Annotated in this window: 16 protein-coding genes; 5 read left to right on the forward strand and 11 right to left on the reverse strand. The window is 61.4% G+C overall.

What is annotated here, in order from left to right:
- Nucleotides 1-105 precede the first annotated feature (105 nt).
- Entirely contained in the window at nt 106-684 is a 579-nt protein-coding gene (locus F6S08_RS22805) for a Maf family protein (RefSeq protein WP_065926167.1), read from the forward strand.
- Nucleotides 685-747: 63 nt separating this feature from the next.
- Here the strand turns inward: F6S08_RS22805 and F6S08_RS22810 are convergent, their stop codons facing one another.
- From F6S08_RS22810 to rluC, 3 genes are read right to left on the reverse strand one after another with little or no spacing between them, the layout of a single operon-like run.
- Nucleotides 748-1731 carry a S49 family peptidase gene (locus tag F6S08_RS22810; protein ID WP_074847486.1) on the reverse strand — a complete coding sequence of 328 codons (984 nt, stop codon included), beginning with the start codon at nt 1729-1731 and terminating at the stop codon, nt 748-750.
- Between the two features lie 21 nt (nt 1732-1752).
- Nucleotides 1753-2415 carry an HAD-IA family hydrolase gene (locus F6S08_RS22815; protein WP_074847487.1) on the reverse strand — a complete coding sequence of 221 codons (663 nt, stop codon included), beginning with the start codon at nt 2413-2415 and terminating at the stop codon, nt 1753-1755.
- Nucleotides 2402-3361, reverse strand: coding sequence for a 23S rRNA pseudouridine(955/2504/2580) synthase RluC (gene rluC, locus F6S08_RS22820; RefSeq protein ID WP_053140114.1), 960 nt, complete (start codon nt 3359-3361; stop codon nt 2402-2404). The genes F6S08_RS22815 and rluC overlap by 14 nt, the downstream gene beginning before the upstream one ends.
- 768 nt (nt 3362-4129) lie before the next feature.
- On the opposite strand from rluC, the gene rne reads away from it, so the two are divergent.
- Nucleotides 4130-7327: a ribonuclease E gene (rne, locus tag F6S08_RS22825; protein WP_083244893.1), complete on the forward strand. Its 3198-nt coding sequence runs from the start codon at nt 4130-4132 to the stop codon at nt 7325-7327.
- Between the two features lie 78 nt (nt 7328-7405).
- On the opposite strand, the gene F6S08_RS22830 is transcribed toward rne, so the two are convergent.
- The 3 genes from F6S08_RS22830 to F6S08_RS22840 form a co-directional block, all read right to left on the reverse strand.
- Nucleotides 7406-7993 carry a nucleotidyltransferase family protein gene (locus tag F6S08_RS22830; RefSeq protein ID WP_315872377.1) on the reverse strand — a complete coding sequence of 196 codons (588 nt, stop codon included), beginning with the start codon at nt 7991-7993 and terminating at the stop codon, nt 7406-7408.
- Entirely contained in the window at nt 7993-8979 is a 987-nt protein-coding gene (locus F6S08_RS22835; protein WP_315872378.1) for an XdhC family protein, read from the reverse strand. The genes F6S08_RS22830 and F6S08_RS22835 overlap by 1 nt, the downstream gene beginning before the upstream one ends.
- Nucleotides 8980-9149: 170 nt before the next feature.
- Nucleotides 9150-10490, reverse strand: a complete 1341-nt coding sequence (locus F6S08_RS22840; RefSeq protein WP_065926173.1) for a dicarboxylate/amino acid:cation symporter — start codon at nt 10488-10490, stop codon at nt 9150-9152.
- Between the two features lie 339 nt (nt 10491-10829).
- On the opposite strand from F6S08_RS22840, the gene F6S08_RS22845 reads away from it, so the two are divergent.
- The gene (locus tag F6S08_RS22845; protein WP_074847493.1) at nt 10830-11828 is read left to right on the forward strand and encodes an AraC family transcriptional regulator; all 999 of its coding nucleotides are present in this window, start codon (nt 10830-10832) and stop codon (nt 11826-11828) included.
- 151 nt (nt 11829-11979) lie between these two features.
- Here the strand turns inward: F6S08_RS22845 and F6S08_RS22850 are convergent, their stop codons facing one another.
- From F6S08_RS22850 to F6S08_RS22860, 3 genes are read right to left on the reverse strand one after another with little or no spacing between them, the layout of a single operon-like run.
- A complete protein-coding gene (locus F6S08_RS22850) occupies nt 11980-13326 on the reverse strand; it encodes an ATP-binding protein (RefSeq protein WP_065926175.1) in 1347 nt (448 codons plus the stop codon).
- A complete protein-coding gene (locus F6S08_RS22855; RefSeq protein ID WP_017138377.1) occupies nt 13323-14000 on the reverse strand; it encodes a response regulator in 678 nt (225 codons plus the stop codon). The genes F6S08_RS22850 and F6S08_RS22855 overlap by 4 nt, the downstream gene beginning before the upstream one ends.
- Before the next feature lie 18 nt (nt 14001-14018).
- Nucleotides 14019-14327: a hypothetical protein gene (locus F6S08_RS22860; protein ID WP_065926176.1), complete on the reverse strand. Its 309-nt coding sequence runs from the start codon at nt 14325-14327 to the stop codon at nt 14019-14021.
- 136 nt (nt 14328-14463) lie between these two features.
- Here F6S08_RS22860 and F6S08_RS22865 point away from each other — a divergent pair, with 136 nt between their 5' ends.
- Nucleotides 14464-15189 carry a 4'-phosphopantetheinyl transferase gene (locus tag F6S08_RS22865; protein ID WP_065926177.1) on the forward strand — a complete coding sequence of 242 codons (726 nt, stop codon included), beginning with the start codon at nt 14464-14466 and terminating at the stop codon, nt 15187-15189.
- 105 nt (nt 15190-15294) lie between these two features.
- Here F6S08_RS22865 and F6S08_RS22870 read toward each other — a convergent pair whose 3' ends face one another.
- The gene (locus F6S08_RS22870) at nt 15295-16905 is read right to left on the reverse strand and encodes an ATP-binding protein (RefSeq protein WP_065926178.1); all 1611 of its coding nucleotides are present in this window, start codon (nt 16903-16905) and stop codon (nt 15295-15297) included.
- A complete protein-coding gene (locus F6S08_RS22875) occupies nt 16902-17627 on the reverse strand; it encodes a response regulator (protein WP_065926179.1) in 726 nt (241 codons plus the stop codon). The genes F6S08_RS22870 and F6S08_RS22875 overlap by 4 nt, the downstream gene beginning before the upstream one ends.
- 736 nt (nt 17628-18363) lie before the next feature.
- On the opposite strand from F6S08_RS22875, the gene F6S08_RS22880 reads away from it, so the two are divergent.
- Nucleotides 18364-21258, forward strand: a complete 2895-nt coding sequence (locus tag F6S08_RS22880) for a ribonucleoside-diphosphate reductase subunit alpha (RefSeq protein WP_065947763.1) — start codon at nt 18364-18366, stop codon at nt 21256-21258.
- Nucleotides 21259-21316 lie beyond the last annotated feature (58 nt).

Here is a 21316-nt window from a genome sequence, read left to right on the forward strand (position 1 = left end):
AGGCGCAGCATTATAGGGATGCACCCAGCCATGTCAAAGGAAATTCAGCCCTGTGCGTCGGCCGGTCGCCCCGCTAGAATCGGCGGCTGCCTTGAGGAGACGTATATGCTGCCTTTATTACTCGCTTCCAGCTCGGTTTATCGCCGGGAATTGCTCAGCCGCCTGCACCTGCCATTCATCTGCAGCTCGCCGGATATCGACGAAAGCCATGCTGCACATGAGTCCGCCATCGAACTGGTCAAGCGCCTGGCCGAAGCAAAGGCCCGCGCCCTCGCCGCCAGCCACCCGGGACACCTGATCATCGGCTCAGACCAGGTCGCCGCGCTGAAAGGCCGCATCATCGGCAAGCCTCACACCTTCGAAAATGCGCGCGAGCAGTTATTGGCCGCCAGTGGCAAGCGTGTCAGCTTCCTCACCGGCCTGGCCCTGTTGAACAGCGAGACGGGGCACTGCCAGGTCGACTGCGTGCCCTTTACCGTGCACATGCGCGAGCTGGATGCAGCGCGCATCGAGCGCTACCTGCGGATCGAGCAGCCGTATGACTGCGCGGGCAGCTTCAAGGCGGAAGGGTTGGGCGTGAGCTTGTTCCAAAGCACCGAAGGGCCGGACGCAACCAGCCTGGTCGGCTTACCGCTGATTCGGCTGGTGGATATGCTACTCAGCGAGGGCGTGCAAATCCCTTAAGAACACAACCAAATGTGGGAGGCGGCTTGCCCCCTCCGACATTTATCCATACTGACTAAAATCTCAGCGCAGCGCCGGGCCCTGGAAGCCCATGTACAGCGCCAGCTTCTCAGCCACGCTGGCGCCGAGCTTCTTGGAGAAACGATCAAACGGCGACTCTTCAACGGTGAAGTCCACCAGTTCTTTCTCGCCGACCACATCCCGTGCTACCGAACTGGCACTGCCCAAACCATCGATCAGCCCCAGCGGCAACGCCTGCTCGCCCGACCACACCAATCCGGAGAACAACTCCGGATGATCTTTGTCCTTCAGGCGATCCCCACGCCCCTGCTTCACGCTGGCGATGAACTGGCGATGGGTAGTGTCGAGCACGCCTTGCCAGAACTGGGTTTCATCGGCCTTTTGCGGCTGGAACGGATCAAGGAACGACTTGTGCTCGCCCGAAGTGTAGGTGCGGCGTTCAACACCCAGCTTCTCCATCGCGCCAACAAACCCGTAACCGGCCGCGGTCACGCCGATGGAGCCCACCAGGCTGGCCTTGTCGGCGTAGATCTGGTCGGCGGCACTGGCAATGTAATAGGCACCCGAAGCCCCCAAATCGGAAATCACCGCGTACAGCTTGATATCCGGGTGCAGGCCGCGCAGGCGGCGAATCTCGTCATACACATAACCCGATTGCACCGGGCTGCCGCCTGGGCTGTTGATGCGCAGGATCACGCCCTTGACCTTGGGGTCTTCAAACGCGGCACGCAGACTGCTGACGATATTGTCGGCGCTGGCAGGTTCCTTGTCGGCAATCACCCCCCGCACTTCGATCAACGCGGTGTAGTTGGCGCCACGGGTCGCGCTCTTTTCCATGTCCATCAGCGGGCTGAACAGCGCCAGCATGAGCAACAGGTAAGTGAAGGTCAGCAACTTGAAGAAAATCCCCCAGCGCCGCGCACGGCGTTGCTCCTGGACGCTGGCCAGCAGCGTCTTCTCCAGCAGTTTCCAGCTCTTGTCGTCACCGCTTTCAGCCTTTTCAGGCGCTTTCCACTCGTCACTCATGCCATCAACCCCAGCAAAGACTTATTGGGCCCGACCGAGCCAGGCCTGCAATTCAGAAAAATGATCAATCGTGACCCTCGGCTCGTATTGCTGCAACGCCTCGGGGGACTGGGCGCCATAGCTGACTGCCACGCTGTCCATGCCGGCGTTGCGCGCCATCATCAGGTCGAAGGAAGCATCACCTACCATCAGCGCCTCACGCGGCGACACACCGCAATGGGCAAGGATCTGCTCCAACATCAGAGGGTGAGGTTTGCTGGCGGTTTCATCTGCGGCACGGGTGATGTCGAAATAATCTTCAAAACCGTGGGCACTGAGCACCCGATCCAGGCCGCGACGGGCCTTGCCGGTGGCGACGGCCAGGTGATAGCCCTCGGCGCGAAAAGCCTCCAGCGACTGCGCCACACCCTCGAACAACGGCGAAGGTGTGGCTTCCAGCGCAATGTAGTGATCCGCGTAATGCTCGCGGAACGTCACCAGTTCAGCGTCGCTGATCTCGGGGTACAAGGTGCGGATCGCCTCAGGCAAGCCCAGGCCGATAATGCCTTTGACCGCCAGGTCAGTGCACAACTCGAAGCCCGAGCGGGTCGAAGCCCTGTGCATCGACTCGACAATCCGACCGATGGAGTTACACAGGGTGCCGTCCCAATCGAAAATCAGCAGCTTGTAGTCAAGGTGCGACACTCAAACGCTCCACGGTCTTGGCCCACATCTCATCGACCGGCGCCTGCAGCTTCAGCTCGCCGCCGTCAGGCAGCGGCACGGTGAGCATGTAGGCGTGCAGGAACAGGCGCTTGCCGCCCAGGTCGCGGATTTCCTTGGAAAAACCCTCGTCGCCGTACTTGGTATCACCGGCGATGCAGTGACCGGCGTGCAGGGTGTGCACACGAATCTGGTGGGTACGCCCCGTCACCGGCTTGGCCTCGACCATGGTGGCGAAATCACCAAAGCGACGCAGCACCTTGAACAGGGTCAGGGCTTCCTTGCCCTCCTCGTCCACTTCGACCATGCGCTCGCCGGAGCGCAGGTTGCTCTTCTGCAACGGCGCGCGGACGCTCTTGATCGAGCTGGCCCAGTTGCCGCGCACCAGCGCCATGTAGCGCTTGTCCACGCCATCGCCGCGCAGGGCGGTGTGCAGGTGGCGCAACATGCTGCGTTTCTTGGCGATCATCAACAGGCCGGAGGTGTCGCGGTCCAGGCGGTGAACCAGTTCCAGCTCCTTGCAATCCGGGCGCAGCTGACGGAAGGCTTCGATCACGCCGAAATTCAGGCCGCTGCCACCGTGAACCGCAATACCGCAGGGCTTGTTGATCACAATCAGCTTGTTATCTTCGAAGACAATCGATGCCTCAAGGCGCTGCAACAGGCCCTGGGCCAATGGCACGGGCTCATCGCGCTCAGGTACGCGCACGGGCGGCACACGGACAATATCGCCCGCCTGCAACTTGTACTCAGGCTTGATGCGGCCCTTGTTCACGCGCACTTCGCCTTTGCGCAAGATGCGGTAGATCAAGGTCTTGGGCACACCCTTGAGCCTGGCCAGGAGAAAGTTATCGATGCGTTGGCCGGCATATTCCGGCGAGACCTCGAGCAGCTGGACGCTGGGGGTCTGGGGGGCGGTAGTCGTCATGGCGGCGATGATAACAATTTTTTATGGAATTGAAGCACTTAATCATTACTGCTATAGTCGCGAACGCCGCCAAAAGCGGCCTGGGCAGAGGACTAGCGGCAAACTGCCGGCCCTGACCATCGCAATTCATCAGGACGCGAGGCCGTCCTACGGGGCTTTCGCCACCCTGGAAGGCTCGAGATTGTAACAAGCGCAGGTGACATGAGGCCTGAAGCGAGTGCAGAAAGCAGAGTGAATACTCGCGTTCTGCGCCGATATTTACGGCCAGTTCACAAAGTGCAGTCAGTCTTGAGCCAGACCACGGCGAATGCTTCGGAAACAACGCCTGTTAAGAGCTGAGTGAGAGCGCAATCGCCCCTTACTCAGTCTTGTTTAGCCATGAGCGTGGACTCCCCATTGGAGAACACGGTAAATGCCAACCCGCTGCGGATTCTGCGCGCGGCAGCACCCGAATTATCAGGGATACGTGTAGGGTGGAGATGCACAACCGTCGGACCGTGTAGCACTAGGCTTATATTTAGACGCTTCATCTCGTCCACAGTCGCCGGTTGATTCCTCCTCCTGACCTTAGCTTTTGTTGAAGTGGTGCCTTTGTCACCACCGCTAACAAGCAGGACGCGTCCGTCGCGATACCGGCCCAATTGGCCGATTTTGCTGGACACTGGAGTGGCCAACCACTCTTGACGCACCTGACACCGACCGTGAGAAGTCGTGTGTGCCGAACGCCGTTTCCGGCAGCCCGGAAACCGACGGTACAACATGAAAAGAATGCTGATTAACGCAACTCAACCCGAAGAGTTGCGTGTTGCACTGGTAGATGGCCAACGCCTCTACGACCTGGACATCGAATCCGGTGCACGCGAGCAAAAGAAGGCCAACATCTATAAAGGCCGTATTACTCGCATCGAACCAAGCCTTGAGGCTGCCTTTGTCGATTTCGGCTCCGAGCGCCACGGCTTCCTGCCCCTCAAAGAAATCTCCCGCGAATACTTCAAGAAATCCCCCGAAGGCCGCGTAAACATCAAGGACGTCCTGAGCGAAGGCCAGGAAGTCATCGTTCAGGTCGAAAAAGAAGAACGTGGCAACAAGGGCGCCGCCCTGACCACCTTCATCAGCCTGGCCGGCCGTTACCTCGTGCTGATGCCGAACAACCCACGTGCCGGCGGCATCTCCCGTCGCATCGAAGGCGAAGAGCGCAACGAACTGCGTGAAGCGTTGAACGGCCTGATCGCACCGGCCGATATGGGCCTGATCGTGCGTACTGCCGGCCTGGGCCGCAGCAGCGAAGAAATGCAGTGGGACCTCGACTACCTGCTGCAACTGTGGACCGCCATCAAAGAAGCGTCCCTGGATCGTTCCGCGCCGTTCCTGATCTACCAGGAAAGCAACGTGATCATCCGCGCCATCCGCGATTACCTGCGCCAGGACATCGGCGAAGTGCTGATCGACAGCGTCGAAGCCCAGGACGAAGCCCTGACCTTCATCCGCCAGGTGATGCCGCAGTACGCCAGCAAGATCAAGCTGTACGAAGACAGCGTGCCGCTGTTCAACCGTTTCCAGATCGAAAGCCAGATCGAGACCGCTTTCCAGCGTGTGGTCGAACTGCCTTCCGGCGGCTCCATCGTGATCGACCCGACCGAAGCCCTGGTGTCCATCGACATCAACTCGGCGCGCGCCACGAAGGGTAGCGACATCGAAGAAACCGCCCTGCAGACCAACCTGGAAGCGGCTGAAGAAATCGCCCGCCAGCTGCGCCTGCGTGACATCGGCGGCCTGATCGTGATCGACTTCATCGACATGACCCCCGCCAAGAACCAGCGCGCCGTGGAAGAGAAAGTCCGCGAATGCCTGGAAGCCGACCGCGCCCGCGTACAGGTCGGCCGCATCTCGCGCTTCGGCCTGCTGGAAATGTCCCGTCAGCGCCTGCGTCCATCCCTGGGCGAGAGCAGCGGCATCGTCTGCCCGCGTTGCAACGGCACCGGCATCATCCGTGACGTTGAATCGCTGTCCCTGGCGATCCTGCGCCTGATCGAAGAAGAAGCCCTGAAAGACCGCACCGCCGAAGTCCGCGCACAAGTGCCGATCCCGGTTGCCGCTTTCCTGCTCAACGAAAAACGCAACTCGATCACCAAGATCGAACTGCGCACCCGTGCTCGTATCGTGATCCTGCCGAACGATCACCTCGAGACGCCGCACTTCGAAGTACAGCGCCTGCGTGACGACAGCCCGGAAGCCCACAGCGGCCAGTCCAGCTACGAAATCGCTGCCGCCGCCGCCGAAGTGGAAGAAGTCCAGCCAGCCGCCGCGACCCGCACCCTGGTGCGCCAGGAAGCCGCCGTGAAAACCGCGCCAGCCCGTGCCAACGCACCGGTGCCGGTTGAAGCCGCTGCCCCGGTTGCCGCACCGGCCGCCCTGCCTGAGCCGAGCCTGTTCAAGGGCCTGGTGAAGTCGCTGGTCAGCCTGTTCGCCACCAAGGAAGAGCCTGCGGCACCGGTCGTGGTTGAAAAACCTGCGACCGAACGCCCAGCACGCAACGAAGAGCGTCGCAACGGTCGCCAGCAGAGCCGTAACCGCAACGGTCGCCGTGACGAAGAGCGCAAGCCGCGTGAAGAACGTGCGCCTCGCGAAGAACGCGCACCACGTGAAGAGCGTGCACCTCGCGAAGCGCGTGAAGAAACCCCGGCCGTAGCCCGTGAAGAACGTGCACCGCGTGAAGAGCGCGCACCACGTACCCCACGTGCGCCGCGTGAAGATCGCAAGCCGCGTGGCGAGCGTGAAGAACGCGTGCGTGAACTGCGCGAGCCATTGGATGCCGCCCCTGCCGTTGCAGGTGTTGCAGCCACTGCCGCTGAAGAGCGCCCAGCTCGCCAGCCGCGTGAAGAGCGTGCACCGCGTGAAGAACGCCAGCCGCGCCCACCGCGTGAAGAGCGTCAACCACGTGCCGAGCAAGCCGCTGCCGCCAGCGAAGAAGAAGTACTGGCCGGCGAAGAGCAATTGCAGGAAGACGGCCAGGACAACGCCGAAGGCGATCGTCCACGCCGCCGCTCCCGTGGCCAGCGTCGTCGCAGCAACCGCCGTGAGCGTCAGCGTGATGCCAATGGCAATGTGATCGAAGGCTCGGAAGAGGCCGGCGAGAACGCAGAAGCCGCCACCCACGAACCGACCGGTGCCGAACTGGCTGCCGGCCTGGCCGTTACCGCAGCGGTTGCCAGCTCGGTGATCAGCGCACCGGCTGAAGCCCAGGCGCATGAACAGGCTGAACGCGCGACTGCCACTGTTGAAGAAACCGCTGCTGTAGAAGCGCCAGTTACCGAGACCCCAGTGGTTGAAGCACCGGTCGTTGAAGCAACTACCCCTGTCGAAGCCCCAGTGGTTCCGGAAGTGGAAGTGGCACCGATCCGCGACGCCCAGCCAGAAACCGAAGTGGTTGCAGTTGAAGCCGCTCCGGTTGTTGAGCCTCAGCCAGTAGTTGAAGCCGCCGCTGAAGCCCCGGCTGTCGAAGAAGCTGCCCCGGCAGTGCGTGAAGTTCGCGAAGAACAGACCGCCTTCCAGTGGACTGCCGAACCTGCCGCCCCGGTTGAAGCACCAGCGCCTGCACCGGTGGTAGAAGAAGCGCCTGCGCCGGTTGCCGAAGCAGTGGTTGCCGAGCCTGCGCCAGCCGTCGAGTCTGCACCGGTGGTTGTTGAAGCACCGGTGGTAGCCGAAGTCGAAGCACCCGTGGTAGAAGCGGCACCGGCCAGCGCCCTGACCGAAAACGGCCGTGCGCCGAACGACCCACGTGAAGTGCGTCGTCGCCGCAAGGAAGCTGAGGCAGCTGCCGCCGCTGCTGCTGCCGCTCCAGCCGTAGTCGAAGCTGTCGAGGCGCCAGCCCCGGTTGCTGAAACCGTGGTTGAGCACACTGCTGCTGAAGCAGTGGTAGAGCACAAGGCCCAGGAAGAAGAACACGAGCCTAAACCCCTCGCCTGATTCCATCCGCCACTAAAAAGCCCCGCCTGAGTGATCAGGCGGGGCTTTTTTATAGATCGAAAACAACGAAGATCAAATTTAGTCTGGGTTAAAAATTAACCGTTTCGGCAGATCCACATCCCACAGAACACCCGCATCTTCCACCTGCACTTCCCGCACCCGGGCACGTGCGAACAATGGCTTGCCTCCACGATCCCCGGTCAGCGCCATCAGGTCCGGACCAAAAGCGCGACCAAAGGCCACTGGATGCCCATAGTCACCCGCCTGCACCGGCACGCTGATGCCATCCTCCTCCAGCGCGTCAATCACCCGTTCAATGCTCGATGATTGGATAAACGGCATATCCCCCAACACCACCAGCCAGCCATCCGCCGAGGCACAGGCCGCGACGGCTGCGGCGATGCTCTCGCCCATGCCGGCTGACTGCAACAGCAAGACCTGGCAGCCATACACTTCGGCCAACCGAATGACCTCCGTGCGATCCGGCGAGGTCACCAGCCAGCGCGCCACCAGGCGATCCGGCAAATTCACCAATACCTGCTCGATCACCGGACGCATCACCCCATCACGGCCCAGGCAATTGGCGAGCAACTTATCCTGGTCAGCCCCCGCTTCGGCTCGGAACCGGCTGCCCTGCCCCGCCGCCAAGACAATCGCCGTCACCATTACTCAGCAACCACCGGCAGGGGCTTTTTCTGCATCGGCGCCACGCCGTTCTTGATCGCGACAATTTCCGCCATCAACGACAAGGCGATCTCCGCCGGCGTATGGCTACCGATATGCAGGCCAATCGGCCCATGTAAACGCGCAATCGCATCCGTCGACAAACCCAGCGCCGCCAGATTCTCGCGACGCGTCTGGCTATTGACCCGCGAACCCAGCGCACCGATGTAGAAGGCACTGGAGTTCAGCGCCGTCAGCAACGCCATATCATCAAGGCGCGGATCATGGGTCAGACAGACGATGGCCGTGCGCTCGTCGGTCTGGATATTCAGCACCGCCTCATCAGGCATACCCGGCACGAAGCGGCCGTGCTGCTCTTCCCAGCCGTAGACAAACTCGCTACGCGGATCGCATATCAATACTTCGAAATCCAGCAGGCGCGCCATTTCCGCCACGTAGCGCGACAGTTGCCCGGCACCGATCAACAGCAGGCGCCAGCGCGGGCCGTAGATAGCCCGCAGGCGTTCGCCATCGAAGGTGACCACATCGGTCTTGTTCGCACTGCTCAACGTGACTTCACCGGAGACCAGGTCCAGTTCCCGCGCGACAATTTCATGCGCCTCGCAACGCTCCAGCAACTGCGCGACCCAGGCCCAGTCTTGCACCCGCTCCTCGGTCAAGCGCAGGGTGCCGCCGCATGGCAGGCCGAAACGCGCCGCCTCGTCGCGCGTCACGCCGTAGGTCACCAACTGCACCGGCGGCCCGTCGTGCGTCAGACGGCCATCCTGCAAGCGGGCGATCAAGTCGTCCTCGATGCAACCGCCGGACACCGAGCCGATCACCACGCCATCCCCCCGCAACGCCAACATGGCGCCCGGTGGACGCGGCGCGCTGCCCCACGTCTGCACAACGCTATACAACACCACCTGCTGCCCGGCGCGGCGCCATTCGAGCACGCTGCGCAGGACATTTAAATCAACACTGTCCATATATCCTCCTGCCAGTCTGCGTTTGGAACATGCCGCGTAGCGCGAATTTCATCAGTCGCTGACTCTAAGTGAAAATATTGCAAAAAAGTAATCCCGCACAAACGCAAACGCCCCGAACCAGTCGGGGCGTTTGCGGATAGCTGTCAGCGTGGGTTCACGCCATCAGCGGCTTACTTGATCACCGGTGCAGGGCCTTCGGCCACGCCCAGGTCATCTTCTTCACGGGTGTCGGAGATACTGCGACCACCGGAAGCCAACTCGCTTTGCAGTTGGTCGGTGTCCAGTTCCTTGACCCACTTGGCCACAACGAGGGTGGCAACGGCGTTACCCACCAGGTTGGTCAGTGCGCGGGCTTCGGACATGAAGCGGTCGATACCCAGGATCAGCGCCAGGCCGGCAACCGGCAGGTGGCCGACAGCCGACAAGGTGGCAGCCAGTACGATAAAGCCGCTACCGGTTACGCCAGCAGCACCTTTGGAGGACAGCAGCAGCACCAGCAGCAGGGTGATCTGGTGGGTGATGTCCATGTGGGTGTCAGTCGCCTGGGCTATGAACACGGCCGCCATGGTCAGGTAGATCGAGGTACCGTCGAGGTTGAACGAGTAGCCGGTCGGGATCACCAGGCCTACTACGGATTTCTTCGCGCCCAGACGCTCCATCTTGATCAGCATGCGTGGCAGTGCGGACTCGGAGGAAGAAGTACCCAGTACGATCAACAGTTCTTCACGGATGTAGCGGATCAGTTTGATCACGCTGAAACCGTGGGCGCGGCAGATACCGCCCAGCACCACCAGCACGAACAGCAGGCAAGTGATGTAGAAGCAGATCATCAACTGGCCCAACTGCACCAGGGAACCTACACCGTAGGCACCGATGGTGAACGCCATGGCGCCCAGGGCACCGATTGGCGCGAGCTTCATGATCATGTTGATGATGTTGAACATCACGTGGGCGAAGCGATCGATGAAGTCCAGGACCGGCTTGCCGTAGGCACCCAGGCGATGCAGGGCGAAACCGAAGATCACCGAGAACATCAGCACTTGCAGGATGTCGCCGTTGGCGAAGGCGCCGACGATGGTGTTCGGGATCACATTGAGGATAAAGGCGACAATACTCTGGTCTTTACCGGCAGTGACGAAGCCCTGGATTGCCGCAAGTTTCGAAGGCTCCAGGGTTGATACATCAATGTGCATGCCGGCGCCCGGTTGCACAACGTTCACCACGATCAGGCCGATCAGCAGTGCGATGGTGGAAACGATTTCGAAGTACAGCAGCGCGTAGCCACCGGTTTTGCCGACCGATTTCATGCTTTGCATGCCGGCGATGCCGCTGACAACGGTGCAGAAGATGATCGGGGCAATGACCATTTTGATCAGCTTGATGAAGCCGTCACCCAGTGGCTTGAGCGCCACACCGGTCTGCGGGTAGAAGTGACCGAGCAAAATACCGATAACGATTGCAACGATCACCTGGAAATACAGGGATTTGTAGATTGGCTGACGAGTCGTCATTGCAGAGTTCCTCAATCGTCCCGTGTGGCAAATATCCGCCATTGCCCACGACACTTGAATTGCGAACCCTCCTGCACTGGAGGGATTTGTTGTTTGCGAAGCCTGTAGCACCAGGCCTGCGCTGTAATCCTTATCGCAAACGCCGTGCCACTTTGCTGAAAACCCCTGGGGGCCTTAAGACATCAGGGCTGCGGATTTCAAAGCCCCCTCCGAAGAGCCGAATCGGCTGGCGGATTTCCGCCGCACTGCCCAATCCCGTCCTACAATTTGGCGGATATCCGCCTTGTTGCCCTGCCGGGTGATGACTACCATCCGCCCTTCCATGGACGAGGGCCCCGCATGCGTGAACGTACCATCGCCAGCCATTACGCCCGGGCAGCCCTGGGCGGTGCGCGTCGAACCGGTTACGACTATTCGGGCCTGTTGCAACAGCTGGGCATCACCCCGGAACTGTTGACCGAACCTCGCGCCCGCATTGCGCCCGAGCAATTCACCCGGCTGCTGCAAATGCTCTGGCTGGCACTGGACGATGAGTACCTGGGGTTCGCCGACGGCCCGAGCAAACGCGGCACCTTCGCCATGATGTGCCATGCGCTGATCCACTGCCGCACCCTGGAGAAGGCTCTGGAACGCGGCTTATTATTTTATAGCCTATTCCCACAAGGCCCGCGCTGGCAGCTGACACGAGAAGGCGAAATGGCCCGCCTGAGCCTGGATGATTCTCACCTGTGGGACCCGGATCACTTCCTCAGCGAATGCCTGCTGGTGATCTGGCACCGCCTGGGCAGTTGGCTGATCGGCCAGCGCATTCGTTTGCACCAGGCCACGTTCAGCTACCCGATGCCGGCCCACGCCGCTGAATATGACCTGCTGTTCCCCTGCGCCCAGGTGTTCGGTGCCCCGCACAGCAGCCTGGTGTTTCCCGCCCGCTACCTGAGCCTGCCATTGTTGCAGGACGAACGTACCCTAAAGCATTTCCTTGAGCGTTCCCCCGCCGACCTGCTGTCACGCCCGGATGAAGGCGACAGCTTGAGCAGCCAGCTGCGACGCTTGTTGAGCCGCGACCGCACGCCTTGGCCAGACCTGGAGGCCGTCGCCCAGCACTTGCACGTCAGCCCGCAAACCCTGCGCCGACATTTGCGCGAAGAAGGCACCAGCTTTCAGGCGCTTAAGGATGAATTGCGGCGGGACATCGCCATCTACCACCTGGGGCGGGCGGATTTGTCCTTGCAGGCGATCGCCGAGCAGCTGGGGTTCTCCGAACCGTCGGCGTTTCATCGGGCGTTCAAGAAGTGGACGGGACTGACACCGGGGGCCTATCGGGCGCAGGAGAATTAGAGGGGTGTTGTTTGTGAGGGCCTCATCGGGGTGCAAGCCCCCGATAGGCATAAGTATCTACACAACTTCAGTAGGATAACGCGTAGCAGGGGGCTCGGCTCAAGATGTGTAGATACTTATGCCCCGACAGGGCCAGCCCAGCCACTGAAGATCACACAGACGGAAAGTGAATCTTGAACGCCGCTCCACCCAGCGGCGAATCCCCCAGGGTCAGTCGTGCGCCGTAGCTTTCTATGATGTCCTTGACCACCGCCAACCCGATCCCCTGCCCCGGATGCTGACGGTCCAGGCGCTCGCCCCGTTGCAGAATCCGTGCACGCTGGTCCGGCGGCACCCCGGGGCCGTCGTCCTCGATGCACAACTCGAGCCCTTCGGAATTTTCCACCAGGCTGACGCGCACTTCACTCAGGCACAACCGATAGGCGTTTTCCAGCAGGTTGCCGAGCAATTCAAGCAGGGCGCCCTTCTCGATCGGTACATCGCATTCGTCCGGCAGTTCAAAGGACACCGCGACGCCCTTGTCGCGGTAGACCTTGCCCAGGGTATCGCAGAGACTTTGCACTACCGGTTCCAGGCGCACCTGATGGCGCACCAGGCCGCTTTTGCGCAGGCTGGCACGCTGCAGCTGGTAGCCGATCTGCTGGCTCATGCGTTCGATCTGGGATTGCAGCACCCAGGCCTGGTCGCGATCTTCCGGACGTTGCGCCATGTCTTCGCTCACGCTTTGCAACACGGCGAGTGGCGTTTTCAGGCTGTGGGCCAGGTCATCGAGGGAGTCGCGGTAACGTGCCCGTTGTTCGCGCTCGCTGTGCAGCAGGCGGTTAAGGGAGCCGGTGAGACGCAGCAATTCGCGCGGGTGTTGCTCGGAGAGGCTTTCGCGGGTACCGCCTTCGATCTGGTCAAGCTCCTGGCTCAATCGCCGCAGGGCCTGCAGACCCCAGGTCAGGCCCAGCCACAGCAAGGTCAGCAGCACCAGCAGTGCCGCGCCGAAGCCCAGGTAGAGGTTTTCGCGCAGGCCTTCGAGGGTCAATTGGTATTCGCGCACCGGTTGCAGGGCCACGATACTGAACGCCGCACTCTTGCCGCCGAGCAGCCTGACCTCGACGTCATAGACGAAGAACTCCTGCCCGTCGGCCTCGCGAATCCGCGCAAACTCATTGCCGCGCCCGTCATAGCGCGGCTTGTAGTTGATGTTTTCGTCCCGGGTGGCCCGCGAACGCCACACCAGGTGGCCTTCGCGGTCATAGATATAGCCGAGCAACCGGCTATCGGTGAGGTTGAAGCGCTCATCCGGCAACTGCGCCGGCATCAGCAGGCGATTGTTTTCCACCCGCGCGGCGGAGATCAGGGTGGTGACGTCCGACGCCAGGCGCTGCTCGATGGAATCCTGCAATGCCAGGCTGAACGCGCCCTGCATGGCGGGCAACAGGCCCAGCATAAACAGCACGGCCAGGGTGGCGGCCGCCAGCATCAAGCGCACACGGAGCGAGCGAATCAACGGCAGCGCTCATTGAACAGGTAGCCCAGGCCACGCACGGTGTCGATCGGCTTGAACCCCGCCGGGCCTTCCAGCTTACGGCGCAGGCGGCCGACCAGCACTTCAATCACATTCGGATCGCGCTCATCGTCGTCGGGGTAGAGCTGCTCCATCAGGCGGTCCTTGGCGACGACCTGCTGGTGATGGCGCATCAGGTATTCGAGGATGCGATATTCATAGGCGGTCAATGCCAGGGGCTGTTCATCGAGGGACGCCTGCTTGCGGTTGAGGTCCAGCAGCAAGGGCCCGGCGACGATGGTCGACTGGGTAAACCCGCTGGAGCGGCGCAGCAAGGCGTTCATCCGCGCCTCCAGCTCTTCGAACTGGAACGGCTTGACCACATAGTCGTCGGCCCCGGCGGCCAGGCCTTCGACCTTGTCCTGCCAGTTGCCACGCGCGGTGAGGATCAGGATCGGAAAGGTCTTGGCCTGGCTGCGCAGTTGGCGGATCAGGTCCAGGCCGCCCATGCCGGGCAGGCCCAGGTCGATGATCGCCAGGTCATGGTTGAATTGACCGGTCTGGTACAGGGCCTCTTCGGCATTGGCCACGGCCTCGACCACGTGGCCGCTGTCGGTCAGGCGGGTAAACAGGTGATGGCGCAACAGCGCCTCATCTTCCACCACCAGCAATTTCATAAGGCTCTCCAAAGCAAATCAACTGTCCGACAGAGGGATATCATAGCGGCCCTGCAGGTCTTGCGGGCGCAGTTTAATACCGTTGAACCGGCCGCTCAGGTGTTCATAGCCGGCGCGATAGCTCGGCTGCGGGGTGGCCTGGCCAAGGGACTGCCCCCAGGGCGTGGGCTGACTGCCAGCATCTTCGATGCTGACGCGCTGCATCAAGATGCTGGACTTCTTGGTTTTCTCACGACCGAATGCGGCAAAGGCACCATCGGAGGCCTGAACCCCGACGGTGGCACTGAGCATGGTTAAGGCCAACATCAGCTTCTTGATCGCAGTCATGGTGTTACCTCATTACGCGTTTGGCTGTGAGGCCAGACTACGCAAGCGCCCCTGAACTCCCCCTGAACAGGCTTTGAACCTCGCCTGAATCACGGCGGGCTATCCTCTTGCCCATCAACTCGGCAAAATACCGCCCATGACGCCCCTACCCGCTTGCTGCACCCCACTCGACGCCCATTGGCCGTTGCCCGACCCCTTGCCGGGCACGGTGTTTCTCAGCACCCGGTTCGATCCTGCATTGCTGGCACCTGGCGACTTCCAGCATTGCGCCGTGCCGCCACCGGCGAGTATCCAGCGTTCGGTGGCCAAGCGTCAGGCCGAGTTTCTCGCCGGCCGCCTGTGCGCGCGCGCGGCCCTGCAACAGCTCGATCAGATCAACTGCATCCCGGCGATCGGCGAAGACCGCGCACCGGTGTGGCCCGCCCACATCAGCGGTTCCATTACCCACAGCACCGGGCATGCCGCCGCGATTGTCGGGCACAAGGCGCAATGGCGTGGGTTGGGGATGGACCTGGAGAACCTGCTGAGCCTGGAACGGGCGGAGCGCCTGGCCGGGGAAATTCTGACGGTGCAAGAGCTGCAGCGTATGGCTGATGTGCCGCGAGAACAGATCGCCTTGCTGGTGACGCTGACGTTTTCGGTCAAGGAGAGTTTGTTCAAGGCGCTCTACCCGATCGTGCAGAAGCGCTTTTATTTTGAACATGCCGAGGTGGTGGAGTGGTCAGAGGCCGGGCATGTGCGCTTGCGCTTGCTCACCGACCTGTCCAGCGAGTGGTGCCACGGCAAGGAACTATCGGCGCAATACTCAGTGAATGATGGCCAACTGTTGAGCCTGGTAGCCGTAGCAGCTGTCGAGCCTTAGCGAGGCTGCGCCACGCGCAACTCGACGTTAGATCAGTAGCGCGGCCGACGCAGCCTCGCTTGCGCTCGGCAGCTGCTACGGATTTGCTCGGCGTGGGATAAGACGTCAGGGTTTGTCTTGATCTCTGGGCCAACTCAGGCTGAAGCAGGCGCCGCCCAGGTTGTTGCTCTTGCTGATCAACGCTCGCCCGCCGTGCCAATAAATGATGCGCCGCACAATCGACAACCCCAGGCCATGCCCGCCCGAGGCACGGGTGCGGCTGTCATCCAGGCGCAGGAACGGCGTGAAGATACGCTCCCAGGCACTTTCCGGGACTCCGGGCCCGTCGTCCTCCACATCGATGCGACAGCGCACCTGGCCCACCTGATAACTGATCAACACCTGGCCCTGGGCGTGGCGCATGGCGTTGCTCACCAGGTTTTGCAGGGCGCGGTGCAAGTAGCGCGGTTCGGCATCGACCCAAGCGTCATCCCAATGTGCCGACGACAGGCAAATCCCCCTGGCCACAGTCACTTGCGGGCGCAGTGGCGATAATTCGCCGATCACTTGATCAAGCAGCGCATCGAGATCGACCCGTTGGAAAATCAACGCCGGCGCACCCTGCTCAAGCCTTGCGTAGGTGAGCATTTCATCCACCAGGCCGTCGAGGTCCTGGATATCACTGTCCATGCCTTCCAGGTACTTGCGCCGCGCTTCAGGCGTGGCGGCGTCGCCGATCATCTCCAGGCCGAAGCGCAGGCGTGCCACCGGTGTTCGCAGTTCATGGGACACCGCGCGCACCAGTTCGCGCTGGATTGCCAGCAGTTGCTGCAGGTGCTCGGCCATGCCATTAAAGGCCGCCGCCAGGCGCCCCACCGAGTCGGCACCCCGGGCCGGCACACGCACCTCGAGGTTGCCTTTGGCGATGCGCGTGGCGGCGGCTTCCAGGCCTCGGAGCCGGCGCTCAAGCTGACGCACCAATAGATAGACAATCAGGCCGATCAGGGTCAGGCCGATCAAGGCGATCAGGACCAGCCATTGCGCCGGGTACGGGCTCATCTGGTACAGCGGGCCGAGCTCCAGCACCCAGGGCGTGCCGACCATGCCGGCAAACACGCGGATCGAATCGCCGCCCTTGCCCAGGGCCATGACCGTATCGCCCTCCGATACACGGCGGCGTTGGTCGTCGTCCATATCGGCCTGATCCAGGGTCATCAGGTGCATTTCGAAACCAAAGCCCTTGGCTTCCTTTATATCCGCCAGCCGTTGCGGCTGCTCGGCCACGGGGAAGCGCACCAGTTCATCGGCCAGCAGGTAAATGGTCGCGCGGGCCAGTTGCTCGCTGATCTGCTGCACCTCCCCCGTCAGCACCCACTGTTCCTTATCGCTGACCAGGCGCAGCACCCGGGCGGCATGGGGGCCGGTCTGCTCCACCAGCACCTGGCCGCGTTGCAGGCGGGTGCGCTGGCTGAGGTCCAGTTGGGCATCGGTGAGGCCGCGCAATTCCAGGGGGATGCCGAGCAAGCGCTCCCACACGGCCAGGGCGCGCTGGCGTTCGATGGGGCTCATGGGCTGCAGGTTATCGCCCATCAAGGCAAAGGTGCCGTGGGCCAGGCGCTCGCGGTATTGGCCGCTGCGCACCTCGTTGAGCAGGTGCAGGGCCAGCACGCCGAGCAGCGCCACCAGAATCAGCGCCGCGCACATGCCGCCATAGATACGCAGGAAGATCGAGTTCACAACGGCATATCGGCAGCGGCTTCAGGGACGAACAGATAGCCTTTGCTGCGGATGGTCTTGATCAGCCGTGGGTGGATCGGGTCATCGCCGATTTTCGGGCGAATCCGTGAGATGCGCACATCAATGGAGCGGTCCTGGCCGTCGTAGCCTATGCCGCGCAGGGCGATAAAGATTTCTTCGCGGGACAGGATGCGCCCGGCATTCGCCACCAGCAGCCACAGCAGGTCGAACTCGGCACTGGTCAACTCGATACCGTCACCCTGCAGCCAGGCTTCGCGCAGGGCGTTGTCCACCAGCAGCGGGCCGAATTGCAGGCGGCGCTGGCTTTCCACGCTGGCGGGTTCCGCCGGCTCACTGCGGCGCAACAGGGCCTGGATACGCGCGAGCAACAGGCGCGGGCGCACGGGTTTGCACACGTAGTCGTCGGCGCCCATGTCCAGGCCGAGCACTTGGTCCATGTCGTCGGTGCGGGCGGTGAGCATCAGGATCACGCCGTCGTAGCGTTCGCGCACTTTGCGGCAAATGCTCAGACCGTCTTCGCCGGGCAGCATCAGGTCGAGAATCACCAGGTCCGGTTGCTCGGCGAGGATCCGCGCCGCAGCCAGGGCGCCATCACCTTCCACGGAAACCCGCAGGCCGTTGCTTTCCAGGTAATCGCGGGTCAACTCGGCGAGTCGCTCGTCGTCCTCGACGATCAGGATGTGCCAGGCTTCTTGCTCCACGGGTGATCCTCGTTGTTATAAAGGGATGCGTTGGCCGAGGAGGCCACACCTTATTTGTAATGTTTTGAGGGCATAACAGAGGCCGATTGTAGTCATGCCCAAGCCCTCTCGCACAAGCCGGGAAATCCATTCGGTGATCGCGCTTTTCTGTGATAGGGTTCGCGCCCTCAAAAATCCAACCGACTGTTTTCAACTTGGAATATTCAGTGACAAACGGCCGAATCCAGCAGTGCTGCGGCCTACACGGGTGTTCCACGTTTCATACACATTTTACCCACAACGTTATCCACAGGCAGTACGTTGCTAAGCCCCCCAAAACGCATTATCTTGTAGCTCGGCGCAAAAAAAACCCTACATGTAGGGTTTTCAGCGAAAAGACCCAACACAAATCAGACAAGAAACTCAAGCCCTTTCTTGCTCCTGTTGGGTCTAATCCAAGCATTTTTTGAAAGCCCAAACCGCTCAAGCGGATGGCAGCCGTTTTCCAGCTCCAACAGCGGAAAACGGTACGGGTGTTGCAGTGCTTGAACCTGGCAACTGTCACCCACCAGGAATACGGCCAAGGGCGTTTGAGCCCCGAACCGAAGACTTCGGCATGGAAGCGGCGCGATCAGCTCCCTTCCTCCTGTCCCGAAGTTGTTATGCCAGGCCCAGGCCTGCTGTAAGTGCTTCAGGACGGAACGGTGGGCACCGTGATGGTGCCCAAATAAATATAGAAATGTGGAGACAACCCCCCATGCAAACCGACACAACTCGCGAGAACCCGCAAGGCTCCGTGCCGCAGGCCGCTGATTCGAATATGGATCTGTCCGCCACTGCACCTGGCCAATTGCGCGTGATCAAGCGTAACGGGACTGTCGTTCCTTACACCGATGACAAAATCACCGTCGCCATCACCAAAGCGTTTCTTGCAGTTGAAGGCGGCACCGCTGCTGCCTCGTCGCGCATCCACGACACCGTTGCCCGCCTGACCGAACAGGTCACCGCGACCTTCAAGCGTCGCATGCCGTCGGGCGGCACCATCCACATCGAAGAAATCCAGGACCAGGTCGAACTGGCCCTGATGCGTGCCGGCGAGCAGAAAGTGGCCCGCGACTACGTGATCTACCGCGATTCGCGCGCCAAGGAACGTGCCGTCCGCACCCCGGCCGAAGAAGCCGCCGTGCAAGCGCACCCGTCGATCCGCATCACCCTGGCCGACGGCAGCTTCGCCCCGCTGGACCTGGGCCGCCTGAACACCATCATCACCGAGGCCTGCGAAGGCCTGGAAGAAGTCGACGGTGACCTGATCCAGCGCGAAACCCTGAAGAACCTGTACGACGGCGTGGCCCTGACCGACGTCAACACCGCCTTGGTGATGACCGCCCGTACCCTGGTTGAACGCGAGCCGAACTACTCGTTCGTGACCGCGCGCCTGCTGATGGACACCCTGCGTGCCGAAGGCCTGGGCTTCCTGGGCGTGGCCGACAGCGCCACCCACCACGAGATGGCCGACCTGTACGCCAAGGCGCTGCCTGCCTATATCGCCAAAGGTATCGAATTCGAATTGCTGAACCCGATCCTGGCCACCTTCGACCTGGAAAAACTCGGCAAGGCGATCAATCACGAGCGCGACCAGCAGTTCACCTACCTGGGCCTGCAAACTTTGTACGACCGTTACTTCATCCACAAGGACGGGATCCGCTTCGAACTGCCGCAAGTGTTCTTCATGCGCGTGGCCATGGGCCTGGCGATCGAAGAGAAGCACAAGGAAGACCGTGCGATCGAGTTCTACAACCTGCTGTCGTCCTTCGACTACATGTCGTCCACTCCGACCCTGTTCAACGCCGGTACCCTGCGTCCACAGCTGTCGAGCTGCTACCTGACCACCGTGCCGGATGACCTGTCGGGCATCTACCACGCGATCCACGACAACGCCATGTTGTCCAAATTCGCCGGTGGCCTGGGCAACGACTGGACACCAGTGCGCGCACTGGGTTCGTACATCAAGGGCACCAACGGCAAGTCCCAGGGCGTCGTACCGTTCCTGAAAGTCGTGAACGACACCGCCGTAGCGGTCAACCAGGGCGGCAAACGCAAAGGCGCCGTGTGTGCCTACCTGGAAACCTGGCACATGGACATTGAAGAGTTCATCGAGCTGCGCAAGAACACCGGTGATGACCGTCGTCGTACCCACGACATGAACACCGCCAACTGGATCCCTGACCTGTTCATGAAGCGCGTCTTCGATGACGGCAAGTGGACCCTGTTCTCGCCATCCGAAGTGCCGGACCTGCACGACCTGACCGGCAAGGCCTTCGAAGAGCGCTACGAGTACTACGAAGCCCTCACCGAATACCCAGGCAAGGTCAAGCTGTTCAAGACCATCCAGGCCAAGGACCTGTGGCGCAAGATGCTGTCCATGCTGTTCGAAACCGGCCACCCATGGCTGACCTTCAAGGACCCTTGCAACCTGCGCAGCCCGCAGCAGCACGTGGGCGTGGTCCACAGCTCGAACCTGTGCACCGAGATCACCTTGAACACCAACAAGGACGAGATCGCCGTTTGCAACCTGGGCTCGATCAACCTGCCGAACCACATCGTCAACGGCAAGCTGGACACCGCCAAACTGGAACGCACCGTCAACACCGCCGTACGCATGCTCGATAACGTGATCGACATCAACTACTACTCGGTGCCACAGGCGCAGAACTCCAACTTCAAGCACCGTCCGGTCGGCCTCGGCATCATGGGCTTCCAGGACGCACTGTACCTGCAGCACATTCCCTACGGTTCGGACGCTGCGGTCGAGTTCGCCGACAAGTCCATGGAAGCGGTCAGCTACTATGCGATCCAGGCTTCCTGCGACCTGGCCGACGAGCGCGGCGCCTACGAGACATTCCAGGGTTCGCTGTGGTCCAAGGGCATCCTGCCGCTGGATTCGCAACAGATCCTGATCGAGCAGCGCGGCCAGAAATACATCGACGTTGACCTGAACGAATCCCTGGACTGGGCACCGGTACGTGCCCGTGTGCAGAAAGGCATCCGTAACTCCAACATCATGGCCATCGCACCGACCGCGACCATCGCCAACATCACGGGCGTATCGCAGTCGATCGAACCGACCTACCAGAACCTGTATGTGAAATCGAACCTGTCGGGCGAATTCACCGTGATCAACCCGTACCTGGTCCGCGACCTGAAAGCCCGCGGCCTGTGGGACTCGGTCATGATCAACGACCTGAAGTACTACGACGGTTCCGTGCAGCAGATCGAACGCATCCCGCAGGAACTCAAAGAGCTCTACGCGACCGCCTTCGAAGTGGACACCAAGTGGATCGTCGATGCCGCCAGCCGTCGCCAGAAGTGGATCGACCAGGCTCAGTCCCTGAACCTGTACATCGCCGGCGCATCGGGCAAGAAGCTCGACGTGACCTACCGCATGGCCTGGTACCGTGGCCTGAAAACCACTTACTACCTCCGTGCCCTGGCCGCGACCAGCACCGAGAAGTCGACCATCAACACCGGCAAGCTGAACGCTGTGTCCAGCGGTAACCACGGTGATGATTCGGTGCTCGCCGCGCCTGCCGGCCCGGCGCCAGTGCCAAAGGCCTGCGCGATCGACGAGCCGGATTGCGAAGCTTGTCAATAAGCTGAGTGACTGTTGAAAGCCCGTTAACTGAAAAGTTAACGGGCTTTGTTCTGTGAGC

The sequence above is a fragment of the Pseudomonas sp. JV449 genome (assembly GCF_032424295.1).
Taxonomy (GTDB): Bacteria; Pseudomonadota; Gammaproteobacteria; order Pseudomonadales; family Pseudomonadaceae; genus Aquipseudomonas; species Aquipseudomonas marginalis.